Origin of the sequence: Mycobacterium sp., assembly GCF_035623875.1 — a bacterium.
Lineage (GTDB): Bacteria > Actinomycetota > Actinomycetes > Mycobacteriales > Mycobacteriaceae > Mycobacterium.
This window is the reverse complement of the sequence record NZ_DASPSP010000307.1, coordinates 1-15,697: the sequence shown is the minus strand read 5'-3', so window position 1 is coordinate 15,697 and position 15,697 is coordinate 1. Positions and strand designations below refer to the sequence as shown.

18 protein-coding genes and 1 tRNA gene are annotated in these 15,697 nt (G+C 65.2%); 9 read left to right on the top strand and 10 right to left on the bottom strand.

Features of this window, described 5'->3' with window-relative positions:
- Nucleotides 1–4: 4 nt before the first annotated feature.
- Entirely contained in the window at nt 5–715 is a 711-nt protein-coding gene (locus VEI45_RS24705; protein WP_414687584.1) for a S1 family peptidase, read from the bottom strand.
- Nucleotides 716–947: 232 nt separating this feature from the next.
- Here VEI45_RS24705 and VEI45_RS24700 point away from each other — a divergent pair, with 232 nt between their 5' ends.
- Together VEI45_RS24700 and VEI45_RS24695 are read left to right on the top strand one after the other, a co-directional pair.
- Nucleotides 948–1,475, top strand: coding sequence for a phage holin family protein (locus tag VEI45_RS24700; protein ID WP_324857177.1), 528 nt, complete (start codon nt 948–950; stop codon nt 1,473–1,475).
- On the top strand, nt 1,476–2,441 hold the full coding sequence (locus VEI45_RS24695) for an alpha/beta hydrolase (RefSeq protein WP_324857175.1): 966 nt from the start codon (nt 1,476–1,478) through the stop codon (nt 2,439–2,441).
- Here the strand turns inward: VEI45_RS24695 and marP are convergent.
- The 4 genes from marP to nth all read right to left on the bottom strand — a co-directional run bounded on the left by marP (nt 2,434) and on the right by nth (nt 5,854).
- A complete protein-coding gene (gene marP / locus VEI45_RS24690; protein ID WP_324857173.1) occupies nt 2,434–3,624 on the bottom strand; it encodes an acid resistance serine protease MarP in 1,191 nt (396 codons plus the stop codon). The genes VEI45_RS24695 and marP overlap by 8 nt on opposite strands.
- Complete coding sequence (locus tag VEI45_RS24685) at nt 3,624–4,445, bottom strand: CoA pyrophosphatase (RefSeq protein ID WP_324857171.1); 822 nt, start codon at nt 4,443–4,445, stop codon at nt 3,624–3,626. Before VEI45_RS24685 ends, marP begins: the two co-directional genes overlap by 1 nt.
- A gap of 70 nt (nt 4,446–4,515) precedes the next feature.
- Nucleotides 4,516–5,166, bottom strand: a complete 651-nt coding sequence (locus VEI45_RS24680; protein ID WP_324857169.1) for a TlpA disulfide reductase family protein — start codon at nt 5,164–5,166, stop codon at nt 4,516–4,518.
- Nucleotides 5,167–5,173: 7 nt separating this feature from the next.
- Nucleotides 5,174–5,854: an endonuclease III gene (gene nth / locus VEI45_RS24675; RefSeq protein ID WP_324857167.1), complete on the bottom strand. Its 681-nt coding sequence runs from the start codon at nt 5,852–5,854 to the stop codon at nt 5,174–5,176.
- Between the two features lie 216 nt (nt 5,855–6,070).
- Between nth and VEI45_RS24670 the strand changes: the two genes are divergently transcribed.
- Nucleotides 6,071–6,412 (top strand): hypothetical protein, encoded by a 342-nt coding sequence (locus VEI45_RS24670; protein WP_324857219.1) that lies wholly within the window; start codon nt 6,071–6,073, stop codon nt 6,410–6,412.
- 110 nt (nt 6,413–6,522) lie between these two features.
- The gene (gene crp, locus VEI45_RS24665; RefSeq protein WP_023368605.1) at nt 6,523–7,197 is read left to right on the top strand and encodes a cAMP-activated global transcriptional regulator CRP; all 675 of its coding nucleotides are present in this window, start codon (nt 6,523–6,525) and stop codon (nt 7,195–7,197) included.
- An 8-nt stretch (nt 7,198–7,205) separates the two neighbouring features.
- Here the strand turns inward: crp and VEI45_RS24660 are convergent, their stop codons facing one another.
- Genes VEI45_RS24660 through VEI45_RS24650 form a run of 3 tightly spaced genes read right to left on the bottom strand, consistent with a single transcriptional unit; the run spans nt 7,206 to nt 8,616 of the window.
- The gene (locus tag VEI45_RS24660; protein ID WP_324857160.1) at nt 7,206–7,997 is read right to left on the bottom strand and encodes an MBL fold metallo-hydrolase; all 792 of its coding nucleotides are present in this window, start codon (nt 7,995–7,997) and stop codon (nt 7,206–7,208) included.
- A gap of 5 nt (nt 7,998–8,002) precedes the next feature.
- Nucleotides 8,003–8,458: a RidA family protein gene (locus VEI45_RS24655; protein ID WP_324857158.1), complete on the bottom strand. Its 456-nt coding sequence runs from the start codon at nt 8,456–8,458 to the stop codon at nt 8,003–8,005.
- Nucleotides 8,455–8,616 carry a DUF4177 domain-containing protein gene (locus VEI45_RS24650; RefSeq protein WP_090350112.1) on the bottom strand — a complete coding sequence of 54 codons (162 nt, stop codon included), beginning with the start codon at nt 8,614–8,616 and terminating at the stop codon, nt 8,455–8,457. The genes VEI45_RS24655 and VEI45_RS24650 overlap by 4 nt, the downstream gene beginning before the upstream one ends.
- Nucleotides 8,617–8,718: 102 nt before the next feature.
- Here VEI45_RS24650 and VEI45_RS24645 point away from each other — a divergent pair, with 102 nt between their 5' ends.
- Together VEI45_RS24645 and VEI45_RS24640 are read left to right on the top strand one after the other, a co-directional pair.
- Nucleotides 8,719–9,741, top strand: coding sequence for an ArsA family ATPase (locus tag VEI45_RS24645; protein ID WP_324857217.1), 1,023 nt, complete (start codon nt 8,719–8,721; stop codon nt 9,739–9,741).
- Nucleotides 9,738–10,907 (top strand): ArsA family ATPase, encoded by a 1,170-nt coding sequence (locus tag VEI45_RS24640; protein ID WP_324857155.1) that lies wholly within the window; start codon nt 9,738–9,740, stop codon nt 10,905–10,907. Before VEI45_RS24645 ends, VEI45_RS24640 begins: the two co-directional genes overlap by 4 nt.
- Before the next feature lie 50 nt (nt 10,908–10,957).
- On the opposite strand, the gene VEI45_RS24635 is transcribed toward VEI45_RS24640, so the two are convergent.
- Nucleotides 10,958–11,311, bottom strand: coding sequence for a WhiB family transcriptional regulator (locus VEI45_RS24635; protein WP_324857153.1), 354 nt, complete (start codon nt 11,309–11,311; stop codon nt 10,958–10,960).
- A gap of 338 nt (nt 11,312–11,649) precedes the next feature.
- Between VEI45_RS24635 and ponA2 the strand changes: the two genes are divergently transcribed.
- Nucleotides 11,650–14,091 carry a transglycosylase/D,D-transpeptidase PonA2 gene (gene ponA2, locus VEI45_RS24630; protein WP_324857151.1) on the top strand — a complete coding sequence of 814 codons (2,442 nt, stop codon included), beginning with the start codon at nt 11,650–11,652 and terminating at the stop codon, nt 14,089–14,091.
- 57 nt (nt 14,092–14,148) lie between these two features.
- Entirely contained in the window at nt 14,149–15,108 is a 960-nt protein-coding gene (locus VEI45_RS24625; RefSeq protein ID WP_324857149.1) for a metallophosphoesterase, read from the top strand.
- Nucleotides 15,109–15,177: 69 nt separating this feature from the next.
- Here the strand turns inward: VEI45_RS24625 and VEI45_RS24620 are convergent, their stop codons facing one another.
- Complete coding sequence (locus VEI45_RS24620) at nt 15,178–15,375, bottom strand: hypothetical protein (protein WP_324857147.1); 198 nt, start codon at nt 15,373–15,375, stop codon at nt 15,178–15,180.
- Nucleotides 15,376–15,583: 208 nt separating this feature from the next.
- On the opposite strand from VEI45_RS24620, the gene VEI45_RS24615 reads away from it, so the two are divergent.
- A tRNA-Pro gene (locus tag VEI45_RS24615) sits at nt 15,584–15,657 on the top strand.
- The last annotated feature ends 40 nt before the right edge of the window (nt 15,658–15,697 follow it).

The following is a 15,697-nucleotide window of genomic DNA, read 5'->3' as shown; positions in this document are numbered from 1 at the left end:
TGACCTAGGCGGGCACCGGGACGAAGCCCGCACCGGGACGGTTCTTGGCGTTGAGGTCGGCCAATATCGCGTTGATGGACTGAACCACTGCGGGGGTGTGCAGCGGGATGTACTTGATGATGCAGGCCGGCAGCTTTTCGCTGAAGGCGCCGTGGATCATCCCGACCAGAAGGTTGTTGACAGTAACCGGGCCACCCGAGTCGCCCGGTTGTCCGCACACCTGCATGACGATCGTGCCCGGGTCCTGACCCGGGCCCCACGTGACGCCGCACGAGTTCCCGGTCGTGCGGCCCTGCTTGCAGGCGATCTGACCGAACGCCGGATCCGGCCCGATGCCGTTGATCGCGAAGCCATTGAAGTTAGCCACCGGTGTCACCTTGGCCGGATCGAACTGGATGACCGCGTAGTCCAGGTTGTCATTGCCGGACACCATGGTTCCCAGCGTGCCGCGCTCTTTCGCCGCCTCGGCGGCCACCTGGGCACCCGGGCCACCGCAGTGCGCCGAGGTAAAACCGATCAGCTCACCTTTGCCATCGGTGCCGATGGTGGTCAGCGTGCACAGGGTGTCGCCATCGACCACGATGCCCGCTCCGCCACCGAGCCGAAGCTTGTCGTCAGCTCGTGCGGGCGCGCCGTGCAGGCCCACCAGGCCCACCGATGCCACCGTGACCAACGCCGCCACGACACGAAGCAGCCGACGGCAGGTGGTCTGCAAAGCAATGCTCCCGTCGACAAGCTTGGACGCGTACCCGAAGCGGCGGCGTCAGTCTAGCGTGATCGATGCCCGCCAGCGTCGATCCTTAACCACTGTCGCGGTGTCCGGTTGGCCTCGTCTGGCACCGGACCACATGGCAACATGAACCGCGACGACCGCGAACGCCCGGCGACGATGCCCGCCGGGCAACGGCTCGAGGAGAAGCCGGGCAGCGAAACCGGGAGGACCGTCTGTGAGTAAGCCAGATCGAAAGAACGCCGACAACAGGGATGGGGTTCCTCGCACGCTGACCACGATTCCATTGACCGACCCGCACGCGCTGTCCGTCGAACCGTCGATAGGTGACCTGGTCAAGGACGCCACGGCGCAGATATCGACACTGGTGCGCGCCGAGGTCGAATTGGCCCGCTCCGAAATCACCCGCGATGTCAAGAAAGGTCTCACCGGCAGCGTTTTCTTCATCTCGGCGATGGTCGTGCTGTTCTACTCGACTTTCTTTTTCTTCTTTTTCCTTGCCGAGCTGCTCGATACCTGGCTGTGGCGCTGGGTCGCTTTCTTGATCGTGTTCGGGATCATGGTGGTGGTCACCGTAGTGCTGGCATTGTTCGGGTACTTGAAGGTGCGACGGATCCGCGGACCGCGGCAGACCATCGAATCGGTCAAAGAGACCCGGACCGCTTTCACGCCGGGTCATGACAAGGGCTCCGGGCGCGCGGTCAGTTCGCATGGCGGGACGCCCGCCGACCCCTCGGGTTGGTAGATGACCCCACCAGATCCGTCGGTCACCCGTATCGACGGGCCATGGCGCCATCTGGATGTGCACGCCAACGGCATTCGGTTCCATGTTGTGGAGGCGGCGTTCGCGGATCGAGGTGCTGCCACCGCTCCGACCGCGCAGCCACTGGTGATCATGTTGCACGGTTTCGGCTCGTTCTGGTGGTCGTGGCGTCACCAGCTACGCGGTTTGAGCGGAGCCCGGCTGGTCGCGGTGGATTTGCGCGGCTACGGCGGCAGCGACAAACCGCCCCGCGGCTACGACGGCTGGACGCTCGCCGGGGATACCGCCGGACTGATCCGCGCGCTGGGGCACACATCGGCGACCCTGGTCGGGCATGCTGACGGCGGGCTGGTCTGCTGGGCGACCTCGGTCCTGCATTCACGGCTGGTCCGCGCCATCGCGGTGATCAGCTCGCCGCACCCCGCCGCACTGCGCAGGTCGGCCCTGACCCGTCGTGATCAGGGCCGTGCGCTGTTGCCCTCACTACTGCGCTACCAGGTGCCGATCTGGCCGGAGCGCGCGCTGACCCGGCATAACGGCGCGGAGATCGAGCGTCTGGTCCGTAGCCGTGCCAGCGCTAAATGGGTTGCCTCCGAAGACTTTTCCGAGACCATCGGTCATCTGCGACAGGCGATCCAGATTCCGTCAGCGGCGCACTCTGCGTTGGAGTATCAGCGTTGGGCGGTACGTAGCCAGCTGCGCGAAGAGGGTCGCCGCTTCATGAGGTCGATGAATCGCCCTTTCGGGATCCCGACCCTGCACATTCACGGTGACGCCGACCCGTACGTGCTGGCCGACCCGGTCGAGCGAACGCAGCGCTACGCGCCACATGGTCGCTACGTATCAGTCGCCGGCGCAGGACATTTCAGTCACGAAGAGATGCCAGAGGAAGTCAACGGTCACCTGATGCGCTTCCTCGAGCGAGTGTACAGGTCACCCCTTAGCTGACGCACTGCCCGGTGGCCGTCGGCGTGGTGTCGCCGATGTGCGCCAGCTGAGCGGCTACCTCTTTGGCTGTCAGGACGAAACCGGTGTCGTTGTCGTCGACCGCCGCGCCGAATACCACACCGAGGACCTGTCCATTGAGGTCAATCAACGGTCCGCCCGAATTGCCTTGCTCCACACTCGCTCTGACGGTGTAGACCTCGCGGTTGACCGTCGCGCTCCGGTAGATGTCGGGCCCGCTGAGTTCGATGAGTTCCCGGATTCTGGCCGGAGTTGCCACAAAGCCCCCGCCACCGGGATAGCCCATCACTATTGCCTCAGTGCCCGATTTCACCGGGGTGTTGGCGAAGGCCAGCGGTCCGGGCGGCAGGTTGGGCACGGACAGGATCGCGATGTCGACAGTCGGGTCGTAGGACACCACGGTGGCGTCGTACGGGTTGCCGCTTGCCTCCACCGTGACGGTGTTCGCGCCGGCCACCACGTGCGCGTTGGTCATCACGCGGTCTGGGGAGAGGACAAATCCGCTGCCCTCCAACACTTTCTGACAGCTTGGTGCGATGGCACGGATCTTGACCACGCTGGCTTGGGTGGCCTCCACCACCGGGTTGTTGGCCAGCGTCGCGTCTGGGGCAGCTACCGCCACAACCGGCGTGCGACTGAACGGCTCCAGCACCTGTGGGAGACCCGAGGTGTCCAGCAACGACGACAACCGTTTGGGCACGGACTTGAGCCACTCCGGCGCAAAGTCGTTGACCTGGGCCAATACCCGCGACCCTCGCACCGCAGCGGCCAGGCTGGGCTGACCCGACGACGACGTCAGCGGAGTCGCCAGCAGCCAGGCCGCCACCAGCACCACCACCAGCTGCACCGCCACCCCGATCAGCGAGTCGAAGAATCGCACTGAGTTGCTGTGGATCGCGCTGCGTACCGCGCGGCCCAGCACCACCCCGGCGACCTCGCCGACCACGACCAGGCCCAGGATCAGAAACAGCGCGGCGAATAGTTTGGCCCGCGGCGCGCTGATGTGGGCGACAAGGTGCGGGGCCAGCAGGACGCCCGCGATCGCCCCGAGCAGCACACCGACAAATGACAGCAGGGAACCGAGCGCACCCGAACGCCAACCTGAGATCGCTGCGATGAAAGCCACTGACAGCACCGCGATGTCGAGCCATTGAGAGGAGGTCATCAGGCATCATCCCCGTCGCCCACCAGGGCCATCGCTTCATCCAGCTCGCGGACATCACGGGTGTCCCAGGGCTTAGCCCAACCAGCCACGTCCAGCATTGCCGAAATCACCTGGCCAGTGAATCCCCAGACCAGCATTTCATTCAACAGGAAAGCCGGCCCGGCGAAGCGGCGGTGCAAGGAGCTTCGGTACACCATCAGCCGATTGGCCGGGTTGATGAAAGCCCGCACCGGAACCCGGGCCACGATTGCGGTCTCGGCCTGATCGACGACTGCCACCGGCCCCGGATCCGGTGAATACGCCAGCACCGGGACGACGTGAAAACCCGACGGCGCGATGAATGTTCGCTCCATCGTGGCCAGCGCATGCAGCCGGCTGGTGTCGATGCCGGTCTCTTCGCGTGCCTCTCGCAGTGCGGTGTCCACCGGCCCGGCGTCGTCCGGATCGGATGCGCCACCCGGGAACGCCGCTTGGCCTGCATGGTGACGCAAGGTGGCGGAGCGAACCGTCAGCAGCAGGTCGGCTTCATCAGGAGGGGAGTCAGGAAGAGCGCCGTTGGCCTGGTCCGACGGCGGACCGGAAAACAACACCAGCACCGCGGCGTCGCGTCCGTCTTTGCGCAGTGAGGCCGTCGCCTTGGCGGCAGTCACCATGGCCAGCACATCGGCGGGAAGACGACGACGGTAAGCGTCGGGCACCTGACCAACGTTGTCCACCAGTGGACGCAGCCAGGACGGGCCGAGCTCAGGTGTCAACGGAATCGCCCCTCGCGAGTGGGTGAGGTCTCCACCGCGCGATCGCCGAGTGCCCCCTGCGCTCACCGGCGTCTCCTTCGTCCAAATTGCCCGACTCGTCCCCCGCGCCCCTCCGCGGCCGCATCATCGCCGTGCGTCATCGCGTCTGATCTCCGAGCGCAGTTGCGATGTCGTCGGCACTAGCGAAAGCGCGCGGCAGCGTCTGCGCAACGCTACCGTCCGAGCCCAGCACTACTGTCGCGGGCATCACATTTGGCACCCCCAGCGCCGCCGCGACTCGACGGCTACCGTCCTGCAGAGTCGGCAGTCGGACACCCAGCTCGGCCAACCGCAGCAAGGCGGCCGTCTCATTCTCGTCCTGATGCACCGTCACCACCATCACGTTCGGCCCAACCCGTCGTTGATACTCGGCCATCGCAGGAAGTTCGGCCGCGCAGGGTGCACACCAATACGCCCATAAGTTGAGAACCACGCGCTGCCCGGCCAATGCCGGGCCGACGTCAACGACCGAGCCGTCGGCCGCGCATTCCGCCGTCACACCGCGCAACGCCGGCGGACCGGGCTCGGCACGTGGATGCGGACATGGCGCGAGGCGGGCACGCTGCCGCGGTCCGGCCAGGACGGCCGGGGTGTCGGCGTCGCGATGCTCGCGGCCAGCGCCGGTCGACGGGGCGGTCGACGAGTGGGAGTCATGACGCAGCTCAACCAGCAACGCCACCAGCAACGCAGCGACCACCGCCAGGACCGCGACGGTCCAGCGGGTGGTTCGTTGGGTGAATGTCGTCAATGGCCTGCTACAACCCGGCCAACGCCAGGAGATGCTCGGTTTCCGGACCCTGCACCAGGGCGGCGGCGATCAGCGGCTCGGTGGGCCCCGTCCCGAATGAGGGACAGTCCTTGGCCAACACGCAAACCCCGCATGCCGGTTTGCGGGCGTGGCACACCCGGCGACCGTGGAAGATCACCCGGTGGCTCAGCACGGTCCATTGGTTGCGTTCGATGAGTTCGCCTACCGCATGCTCGACCTTGACCGGATCCTCCTCGGCCGTCCAGCGCCAGCGCCGAACCAGCCGCCCGAAATGGGTGTCGACGGTGATCCCCGGAACACCGAATGCGTTGCCCAGGATGACGTTGGCGGTCTTGCGTCCCACCCCGGGCAGCGTCACGAGTTCGTCCATGGTGGCCGGCACCTCGCCGTCGAACCGCTCGACCAATGCTTGGCCCAGGCCGATCAGTGACGCCGCTTTGTTCCGGTAGAAGCCGGTGGGGCGAATCAGGGCTTCAAGTTCTTCGCGGTCTGCCTGTGCGTAGTCAACCGCCGTGCGGTAGCGGGCGAACAGCGCCGGGGTGGTGAGATTCACCTGCTTGTCCGTGCTTTGCGCCGATAAGATCGTCGCCACCGTCAGCTCCAACGGTGTGGTGAAATTCAACTCGCAGTACACATGTGGAAACGCTTGTCCGAGTTTACGATTCATGCGGCGAGCTCGTCGCACCAAACCCAATCGGGTTTCTGAAGACCAGCGGCGGGCGACGCCGGCGTCGGCAGCACCGGACACTTGGGCGGCTGCACCAGAAGGTTTGCCCACTATCACCCTCGACAGAGTACTAATTCGTGATCCCGCTGAGACCTTAGCCGTGTTTACTTACGGCTTGTGTCTTGGTTGCTCGTGGCATTCATCCCGGGGTTGCTGATGCTGGCGACTTTCGGGCTCGAGCGGCTGGAAGCGGGCCTGGAAAAGGACACCGTTACGGCGAGCGATGTCGCGGAATTTCTCGAGCAGGCCGAGCCTATCGACGTGCGCACATTGGCGCGGGAGGGAATGCCTGAGGCTTTAGAGAGCCTGCACCGCCGTATGGGCCGCGTAAGCGACGAATCGCCCCATCGACCCGGTGACGCCGAGCCGGTGACAGATCCGTTGCTGATGGCCGCCTTTATTTCCGCCGCTCAACATCCCGGCTCACCAACACGGCGGAATAACCATTCACAGGCGAATCGGCAATTTGGCCCGCCTCAGCATGCCAATCGTGTGTAGCGTTGGCACGTCGAGTTGATGGCTGACCTCTAGACTGCGATCGGCCGGGCAATCGACCCGGGCCACGCGGCCTGTGCTTACCGGAATCATTTGAATAGCTAAGGGGCAACGTGGACGAGATCCTGGCGAGGGCCGGAATCTTCCAGGGGGTTGAGCCTAGCGCCGTCGCCGCGCTGACCAAACAACTACAGCCCGTCGACTTCCCCCGCGGACATACGGTTTTCGCGGAGGGCGAGCCGGGCGATCGGCTCTACATCATCATTTCCGGAAAGGTCAAGATCGGCCGTCGTTCACCGGACGGTCGGGAGAATCTACTGACCATCATGGGTCCGTCCGACATGTTCGGTGAGCTGTCGATCTTCGATCCCGGACCCCGGACCTCCAGCGCCACCACAATCACCGAGGTGCGCGCGGTGTCGATGGATCGCGATGCGTTGCGGGCGTGGATCGCGGATCGACCCGAAATCGCCGAGCAGCTCCTGCGGGTGCTCGCCCGCCGGCTGCGACGCACGAACAACAACCTCGCCGACCTCATCTTCACCGACGTACCGGGCCGCGTCGCCAAGCAGCTGCTTCAGCTGGCCCAGCGTTTCGGCACCCAGGAGGGTGGCGCGATGCGGGTCACCCATGACCTGACGCAGGAGGAGATCGCCCAGCTCGTCGGCGCGTCCCGTGAGACGGTGAACAAGGCGCTGGCCGACTTCGCCCACCGGGGCTGGATTCGCCTGGAGGGCAAGAGCGTGCTGATCTCGGACTCGGAGAGGCTAGCCAGGCGCGCGCGCTAATTGCCGGCTCAGCGACGTAGATAGTCCAGCTGCGCCTGCACCGACCATTCCGCGACGTCCCACAGCTCCTCGTCGACGTCGACGTAGACGTGCTCGACGACTTGGCGCACGGTGGCGTCATCGCCGAGAGCACGTAGTGCCAAGCGCACTTGTTCCAGCCGCTGCTCCCGGTGCGCCAGGTATCCCGACGCCACAGCTTCCAGATTGGCCAGGTCCGGCCCGTGGCCGGGTAGCACTGTTCGCTGGCCCAGCCCGCGCAGCCGGTGCAGCGACTCGAGGTAGGCGGCCAGGCTGCCGTCTTCGGTGTCGATGACGGTCGTTCCGCGACCCAACACTGTGTCCGCTGTCAGCACGGCGTCGTCGAGAACGAACGACAGCGAATCGGCGGTGTGGCCCGGCGTGGCCAATACCGTGATCCGCAGGCCCGCAGCGTCGATCACTTCACCGTCGGTCAGCTCAGCGCTGAGGCCGCGTAAGAATCCGCTGCCCGCCGAGCGCACCGGTGCGCCGGTCAGGTCGACCAGCTTGTCGATCGCATCGGTGTGGTCGCCGTGCCGATGGCTGATCAGCACCAGGGCGATGCGGCCCAGGCCTGCGATTTCCGCGATGTGCTCGTCGTTGTCGGGGCCGGGATCGACCACCACCACCTCGTCGCTGCCTGGTCCGCGTAGCACCCAGGTGTTGGTGCCGTCCAGCGTCATCAAGCCGGGATTGTTGGCCAGCAGCACCGATGCGGTATCGGTGACCGGACGCAGCCGGCCGTACGCGGGGTGTGTCAGCGATTCAGCGGCGTCGGTCACGGTCGTTAGCCGACCTCCACCACGAGTTCGACCTCCACCGGTGAGTCCAATGGCAATTCGGATACGCCGACGGCCGAACGGGCGTGGCTGCCGTGATCGCCGAACACCGCGGCAAGCAGATTCGATGCGCCGTTGACCACGCCCGGCTGGCCGTTGAATCCAGGTGCGGACGCGACGAATCCGACCACCTTGACCACTTTGGTTACCGCGTCGATGCCCACCAGCGAATCGACGGCAGCCAGCGCGTTGAGCGCGCAGATCCGAGCCAGTTCGTTGCCCTGCTCGGGGGTGACGTCGGCTCCGATCTTGCCGGTCGCAGCCAGTTCGCCGGCCTGTATCGGCAACTGTCCCGACGTGTAGACCAGGTTGCCGCTGCGCACCGCCGGAACGTAGGAGGCCAACGGCTTCGCCAGTTCAGGGAGCTCGATCCCCAGCTCCACGAGTCGGGCAGACACACTCATTTCGGGCGTTTCAGATATGCGACGTGCTGCTCGCCGGTCGGTCCGGGCAGCACGGCAACCAGCTCCCAGCCGTCGGCACCCCACTGGTCGAGGATCTGTTTGGTGGCGTGCGTCAACAGGGGGACCGTGGCGTACTCCCACGCGGTCGGTTGGCTCATAACCCGAGCTTATCGGCAGCAGCGTCGACGTCTCTGGCGCCCGGCGACGATGCGCGCAGCGGAGCAGCGCGAGGAGGGGCCGGGCAGTGTAGTTAGCATGCACTGGTGGCGACCACACCGAGCGGCGGCAGCACCGTGCGCTGGCCATCGCGATTGTCGAAGGCCCGTCTGCACTTCGTTACCGGCAAAGGCGGTACCGGCAAGTCGACGGTGGCCGCCGCGCTCGCGCTGACTCTCGCGTCTGGTGGGCGGAAGGTCTTGATCGTCGAAGTCGAAGGGCGCCAAGGCATTGCGCAACTCTTCGACGTGCCGCCGTTGCCCTACAAAGAGCTCAAGATCGCGACTGCCGAACATGGCGGCCAGGTCAACGCGCTGGCGATCGACATCGAAGCCGCGTTCCTGGAATACCTCGACATGTTCTACAACCTCGGCCTCGCAGGCCGGGCGATGGGACGCATCGGGGCGATCGAGTTCGCAACGACGATCGCGCCAGGCCTGCGCGACGTTTTGCTCACCGGCAAGATCAAGGAATCAGTGATCCGCGTCGGCAAGGACAAGCTGCCGGTTTACGACGCGGTCATCGTCGACGCGCCGCCGACCGGACGCATCGCGCGCTTTTTGGACGTCACCAGGGCGGTGTCCGATCTCGCCAAGGGCGGCCCGGTGTACTCGCAGGCCGAAGGTGTGGTGAAGATCCTGCACTCGGATCAAACGGCCATCCACCTGGTGACCCTCTTGGAGGCGCTGCCGATGCAAGAGACGATGGAGGCAATCGACGAGTTGCAGGGACTGGGCCTGCCCATCGGCAGCGTGATCGTCAACCGCAATATCGCCGCCTACCTGGAGCCCGACGATCTCGCCAAAGCCGCTGAGGGCGATGTAGATGCCGACGCGGTGCGTTCCGGCCTGGCCGCCGCCGGTATCAAGCTGCACGATGCCGACTTCGCGGGTTTGCTGACCGAGACCATCCAGCACGCCACCCGGATGACCGCGCGAGCTGCAACTGCAGAGCAGCTCGACGAGCTGAACGTGCCGCGCCTCGAGCTACCGACCATCGCCGACGGCGTCGACCTGGGCAGCCTTTACGAACTTTCTGAATCCCTTGCGCAGCAGGGGGTTCGATGAGTGCCACACCGCCGACCCTAGATATCGCCTCGATTCTGACTGATACCTCGAATCGTGTGGTGGTGTGCTGCGGTGCGGGCGGGGTCGGAAAGACCACCGCCGCCGCCGCGATGGCGCTGCGCGCAGCCGAATACGGCCGCACGGTGGTGGTTTTGACGATTGACCCGGCTAAGCGGCTGGCACAAGCATTGGGAATCAGCGACCTGGGCAATTCCCCGCAACGCGTACCGCTGGCTCCGGAGGTGCCCGGCCAGCTGTTCGCGATGATGCTCGATATGCGCCGCACGTTCGACGAGATGGTGATCCAGTATTCGGGACCCGATCGGGCGCAGGCGATTTTGGACAACCAGTTCTATCAAACTGTCGCGACGTCGCTGGCCGGCACCCAGGAATACATGGCGATGGAGAAGCTCGGCCAGCTGCTGAGCGAGGATCGCTGGGATCTGGTGGTGGTGGATACCCCGCCGTCGCGCAATGCGCTGGACTTCCTCGATGCGCCAAAACGGTTGGGCAGCTTCATGGATAGCCGGTTATGGCGGCTGCTGTTGGGACCCGGGCGTGGGATCGGGCGGCTCGTCACCGGCGCAGTTGGCCTGGCGATGAAGGCACTGTCAACGGTCCTCGGTTCGCAGATGCTCTCCGAAGCTGCGGGTTTCGTGCAATCGCTAGATGCCACATTCGGCGGCTTCCGGGAGAAGGCGGACCGGACCTATGCGTTGTTGAAGCGCCGCGGTACCCAGTTCGTGGTGGTGTCGGCGGCCGAGCCGGATGCGCTGAGGGAGGCGTCGTTCTTCGTCGACCGGCTTTCCGAGGAACGCATGCCGCTGGCCGGCCTCATCCTGAACCGAACCCATCCGATGTTGTGTTCGTTGCCGGTTGAGCGCGCCATTGACGGAGCCAAGACCCTCGAAGGTGAGCCGGAAGCCACCGATGCACCGGGCACGAAGGCCTTGGCATGGGCCGTTCTACAGATCCACGCTGACCGCGCGGCGACTTCCAAGCGCGAGATCCGGCTGTTGTCCCGGTTTACCGGCGCCAATCCCCATGTCGCGATTGTCGGGGTGCCATCGCTGCCGTTCGACGTCTCCGATCTGGAGGCGTTGCGTGCGATCGCAGACCAGATGACTTCGGTCGGCGACGATGCGGGTCGGGCAACGGTCGGCTGAGGAGCCGACCAATCAGGTTTCGGTCGGCGATGGGCTAGTCGCCCGGCTACTTAGCCAACGCTGCGATGCTTGCGCTGCGCAGCGAAGAACTCTGCCCAGGACACCACCTCGGGATGTTGTTTGAGTAGCGCCCGTCGCTGGCGTTCGGTCATGCCGCCCCACACACCGAACTCGACACGGTTGTCCAGCGCGTCAGCGCCGCACTCCAGCATCACCGGGCAGTGCCTGCAGATCACCGCAGCCTTGCGTTGCGCGGCCCCCCGGACGAACAGCTCGTCGGGGTCAGCTGCCCGACACAGCGCCTTGGAGACCCAGGCGATCCTCGACTCGGCATCAGCTTGATAAAGGATGTTGCCTGTGGGTGCTGCGCTCGTCTTGCGCACCGCGGGCCGTGTACCTGACATCAGCGATTCCCCTTCGCTCCTGCCACCCGTGCGGCGGCTCCGTGTGGGGGATCCAGACCGCTGATGCGATCTGCGCCACACTCTGCACCTCGGTGTTACCTGTATCTCACTGTGTGCATAAGCTACGTGGTCAGGTACCAATTACGCAACAGTCTCATACCCCCTTTTTGGGACGACCGTGCAGTCCGATCATGAAAGTGCCCCTGAAATGGGCCGAAGCGAGGGCTGAAATGCCCCTGAGCTGCGGCTGAGAGGAACCTGAGCGGCGACCAGGGAGAACATACCGCCTAAATACCTCTCCGGGCAACTTGCGCCGCAGCGCCGCTAGTCTAGTAGCCATGCCGGAGCGCCCCCCGACTGCGACCATTGTCGCCAAGCTCGTCGGGTGTTGTCTGTTGGCCAGCGTCGTCGTCGCGGCCCTGCTGTTCCCCGCGGTCGGCGGCGTCGGGCTGGTCTCCAACCGGGCCTCCGAAGTCGTCGGCAACGCCTCGGCGCAATTGCTCGAGGGCGAGGTCCCGGCGGTGACCACGATGGTCGACGCAAAGGGCAACACGATTGCCTGGCTGTACTCGCAGCGCCGGTTCGAGGTACCCACCGACAAGATTGCCAACACCATGAAGCTGGCAATCGTCTCGATCGAAGACAAGCGGTTTGCCGAGCACAACGGCGTCGACTGGAAAGGCACCCTGACCGGTCTGGCCGGCTACGCCTCGGGCGACGTCGACACCCGCGGTGGCTCGACGATCGAGCAGCAGTACGTGAAAAACTATCAATTGCTGGTAATCGCGCAGACCGACGCAGAAAAACGCGCCGCCATCGAAACCACGCCGGCGCGCAAACTGCGCGAGATCCGGATGGCGCTAACCCTCGACAAGACCTTCACCAAGCCGGAGATCCTGACCCGCTACCTGAATCTGGTGTCCTTCGGTAACAACGCCTTCGGCGTGCAGGACGCGGCGCAAACGTACTTCGGTGTCGACGCGTCCGAGCTGAGCTGGCAGCAGGCAGCCCTGCTGGCCGGGCTGGTCCAGTCGACCAGCGCACTGAATCCCTACACCAACCCGGACGGAGCGCTGGCGCGGCGAAACCTCGTCCTGGACACCATGATCGAAAACCTGCCCAACGAGGCCGATGCGCTGCGCGCCGCCAAAGCTGAGCCGTTGGGCATCCTGCCGCAGCCCAAGGAGCTACCGCGCGGCTGTATCGCAGCGGGCGATCGCGCTTTCTTCTGCGACTACGTGCAGGCCTACTTGGCCCGCGCCGGCATTAGCAAGGAACAGGTCGCCCGGGGCGGTTACTTGATCCGCACCACGCTGGACCCCGACGTGCAGGAGCCGGTCAAGCACGCAATCGACACCTACGCCAGCCCCACCCTTCAGGGCATTGCCAGCGTGATGAGCGTGATCAGGCCGGGTAAGAACGCGCACAAAGTGGTGGCGATGGCCAGCAACCGCACGTACGGCTTGGACAGCGAGGCCGGCGAGACCATGCGACCGCAGCCGTTCTCCATGGTCGGTGACGGCGCGGGATCGATTTTCAAGATCTTCACCACCGCCGCGGCGATGCAAATGGGGATGGGCATCAACGCCACACTCGATGTGCCGGGCAGGTTTCAGACCAAAGGCATGGGGAACGGCGGCGCTAAGGGCTGCCCAAAGGAGACATGGTGCGTCATCAACGCCGGCAACTACCGCGGTTCGATGAATGTGACCGATGCGCTGGCTACCTCGCCCAACACCGCATTCGCCAGACTGATCCAGCTGGTAGGAGTACCGCGCGCGGTCGATATGGCGATCAAGCTCGGAATGCGGTCCTACGCCGATCCCGGCAGCGCCCGCGATTACGACCCCGATAGCAACGAGAGCCTGGCCGACTTCATCAAGCGGCAGAACATCGGTTCGTTCACACTGGGCCCGTTCCAGCTGAACGCGCTGGAACTGTCGAATGTCGCGGCAACACTGGCCTCTGGCGGGACGTGGTGCCCACCGAACCCCATCGACAAGCTTATCGATCGCAACGGCAACCAAGTCGCCGTCACCACTGAGGCATGCGACCAGGCGGTACCCGAAGGGCTGGCCAACACACTCGCCAATGCGATGAGCAAGGACGCGCAGGGGGGCGGCACCGCATCGGGGTCTGCCGGTGCGGCGGGGTGGAATCTGCCGGTGTCCGGCAAGACCGGCACCACCGAGGCACACCGGTCATCCGGCTTTGTCGGCTTCACCAACCAATACGCCGCGGCCAACTACATCTACGACGATTCGACTTCGCCGTCAGACCTGTGCTCGTCACCCCTTCGCCGCTGTGGCGACGGGAACCTGTACGGCGGTAACGAGCCGGCCCGCACCTGGTTCACCGCGATGAAACCGATCGCCACTAAATTCGGCGATATACACCTGCCGCCGACTGACCCGGAGTACGTCGAAGGTGGCCCCGGGTCTCGGGTGCCGAGCGTGGCAGGTCTCGACGTCGACGCCGCCCGCCAGCGCCTCAAGGATGCTGGTTTCCAGGTCGCAGAGCAGCCCGCCTCGGTCAACAGCAGCGCGAAGTACGGCGAGGTGGTCGGGAGCTCACCCAATGGCCAGACGATCCCGGGTGCGGTCGTCACGATTCAAACCAGTAACGGCATCCCGCCGGCGCCGCCCCCGCCGCCAGCAGGTGGCCCAGGTGTCCCAGGTGTTCCGGTGCCGGTGGGCTCACAAGTCATCCAGATCCCGGGTCTGCCGCCGATCACGATCCCGATTCTGGCGCCGCCCCCGCCCGGTGGGCCGCCGCCATAGGCGGTCTGGTGGCGTGTGGCCGGATGTCGGGCCGCATACGGCAGTAGGGTGGCCTGCATGCCGTCCGCTATTTCCGTTCTGAAAACTACCGGCGCCATTGCGCTCGGATCGGCCGTCGCCGGGATCGGCTACGCCTCGATCATCGAACGCAATGCGTTTGTGGTGCGAGAGCTGACAATGCCCGTGCTGACGCCGGGTTCGTCGCCGCTGCGGGTGTTGCACATCAGCGACATTCACATGCGGCCCGGTCAGCGCCGCAAGCAGGCGTGGCTACGCGAACTCGTCGGCCTAGAGCCTGACCTGGTCGTCGACACCGGCGACAATCTGGCGCACCCCAAGGCGGTGCCCGCGGTCATCCAGAGCTTGAGCGAGCTGCTTTCGCTGCCAGGCATTTTCGTTTTCGGCAGCAACGACTACTTCGGACCACGTCCAAAGAACCCGCTGAACTACGCGACGAACCCGGGTCATCGCGTGCACGGTCAGCCGCTGCCCTGGCAGGATCTGCGGGCGGCGTTCACCGAGCGCGGCTGGCTGGATCTGACCCACAACCGTCGCGAATTCGAGGCGGCCGGACTGCACATCGCGGCCGCAGGCGTGGACGACCCGCACATTGCGCGGGATCGCTACGAGGCGATCGCGGGGCCGGCCAGTCCGGCTGCCAACCTGCGGCTGGGGCTGACCCATTCGCCGGAACCCAGGGTGCTGGACCGCTTCGCCGCCGACGGCTATCAGCTGGTGATGGCCGGCCACACCCACGGCGGACAGCTGTGCTTGCCGTTTTATGGGGCCGTGGTGACCAACTCGGGTCTGGACCGGTCCCGCGCTAAGGGCCCGTCGCGGTGGGGTGCCACCATGCGATTGCACGTCTCCGCCGGGATTGGCACGTCGCCGTTTGCGCCGGTGCGGTTCTGCTGCCGGCCCGAAGCCACTCTGCTGACTTTAATTGCGTCACCGATCGGCGGCCGCGATTCGCACAGCGATCTGGGCCGGTCGCAGCCGACATATTCAGCGCGTTGAGCCCACCGGCCCGGGTCCCAGTTCGGTGGAGACACTGCTCGCCGACAGGAGCAACCGCTACACCGACACCTACTTCTGCGACGAGTGGGTCAAGACCCAAGAACTCGACACATCCGCACCCGCCCCGGCTCTGACCGAGTTCGACTGCTCGGGCCACTGGGATTCATCCCAGGCCACATCAACGTCGCTGCCCGGAGCGGTAACCAGCAGCCAAAGCACTCCCAAGGCCAGGAATCCACCGAACACCACGGCGCCTAAGACCGTCATGATTCCCTCGCTTCCATTGCACCGACCGTGCGGTAGTTAGTGTATTTAAGGTCGCCGACATCCCGCTTATTCCACGCCGAACTGTGGTGTAAGTCCGCAGACCGGGTCGGATGTGACCCGCAAAGCACCGATGCCCGCCACGGCAGTGGGCACTCAATCCACTTTGGCGAATCGCTGGGTCGGTGCGATACGCTGTCGTGGCTTCAGGCGGGGTGTGGCGCAGCTTGGTAGCGCGCTTCGTTCGGGACGAAGAGGCCGTGGGTTCAAATCCCGCCACCCCGACCCAAGTTCTAGAAGTTGAGACGCCTATTCAGCGCAGCTA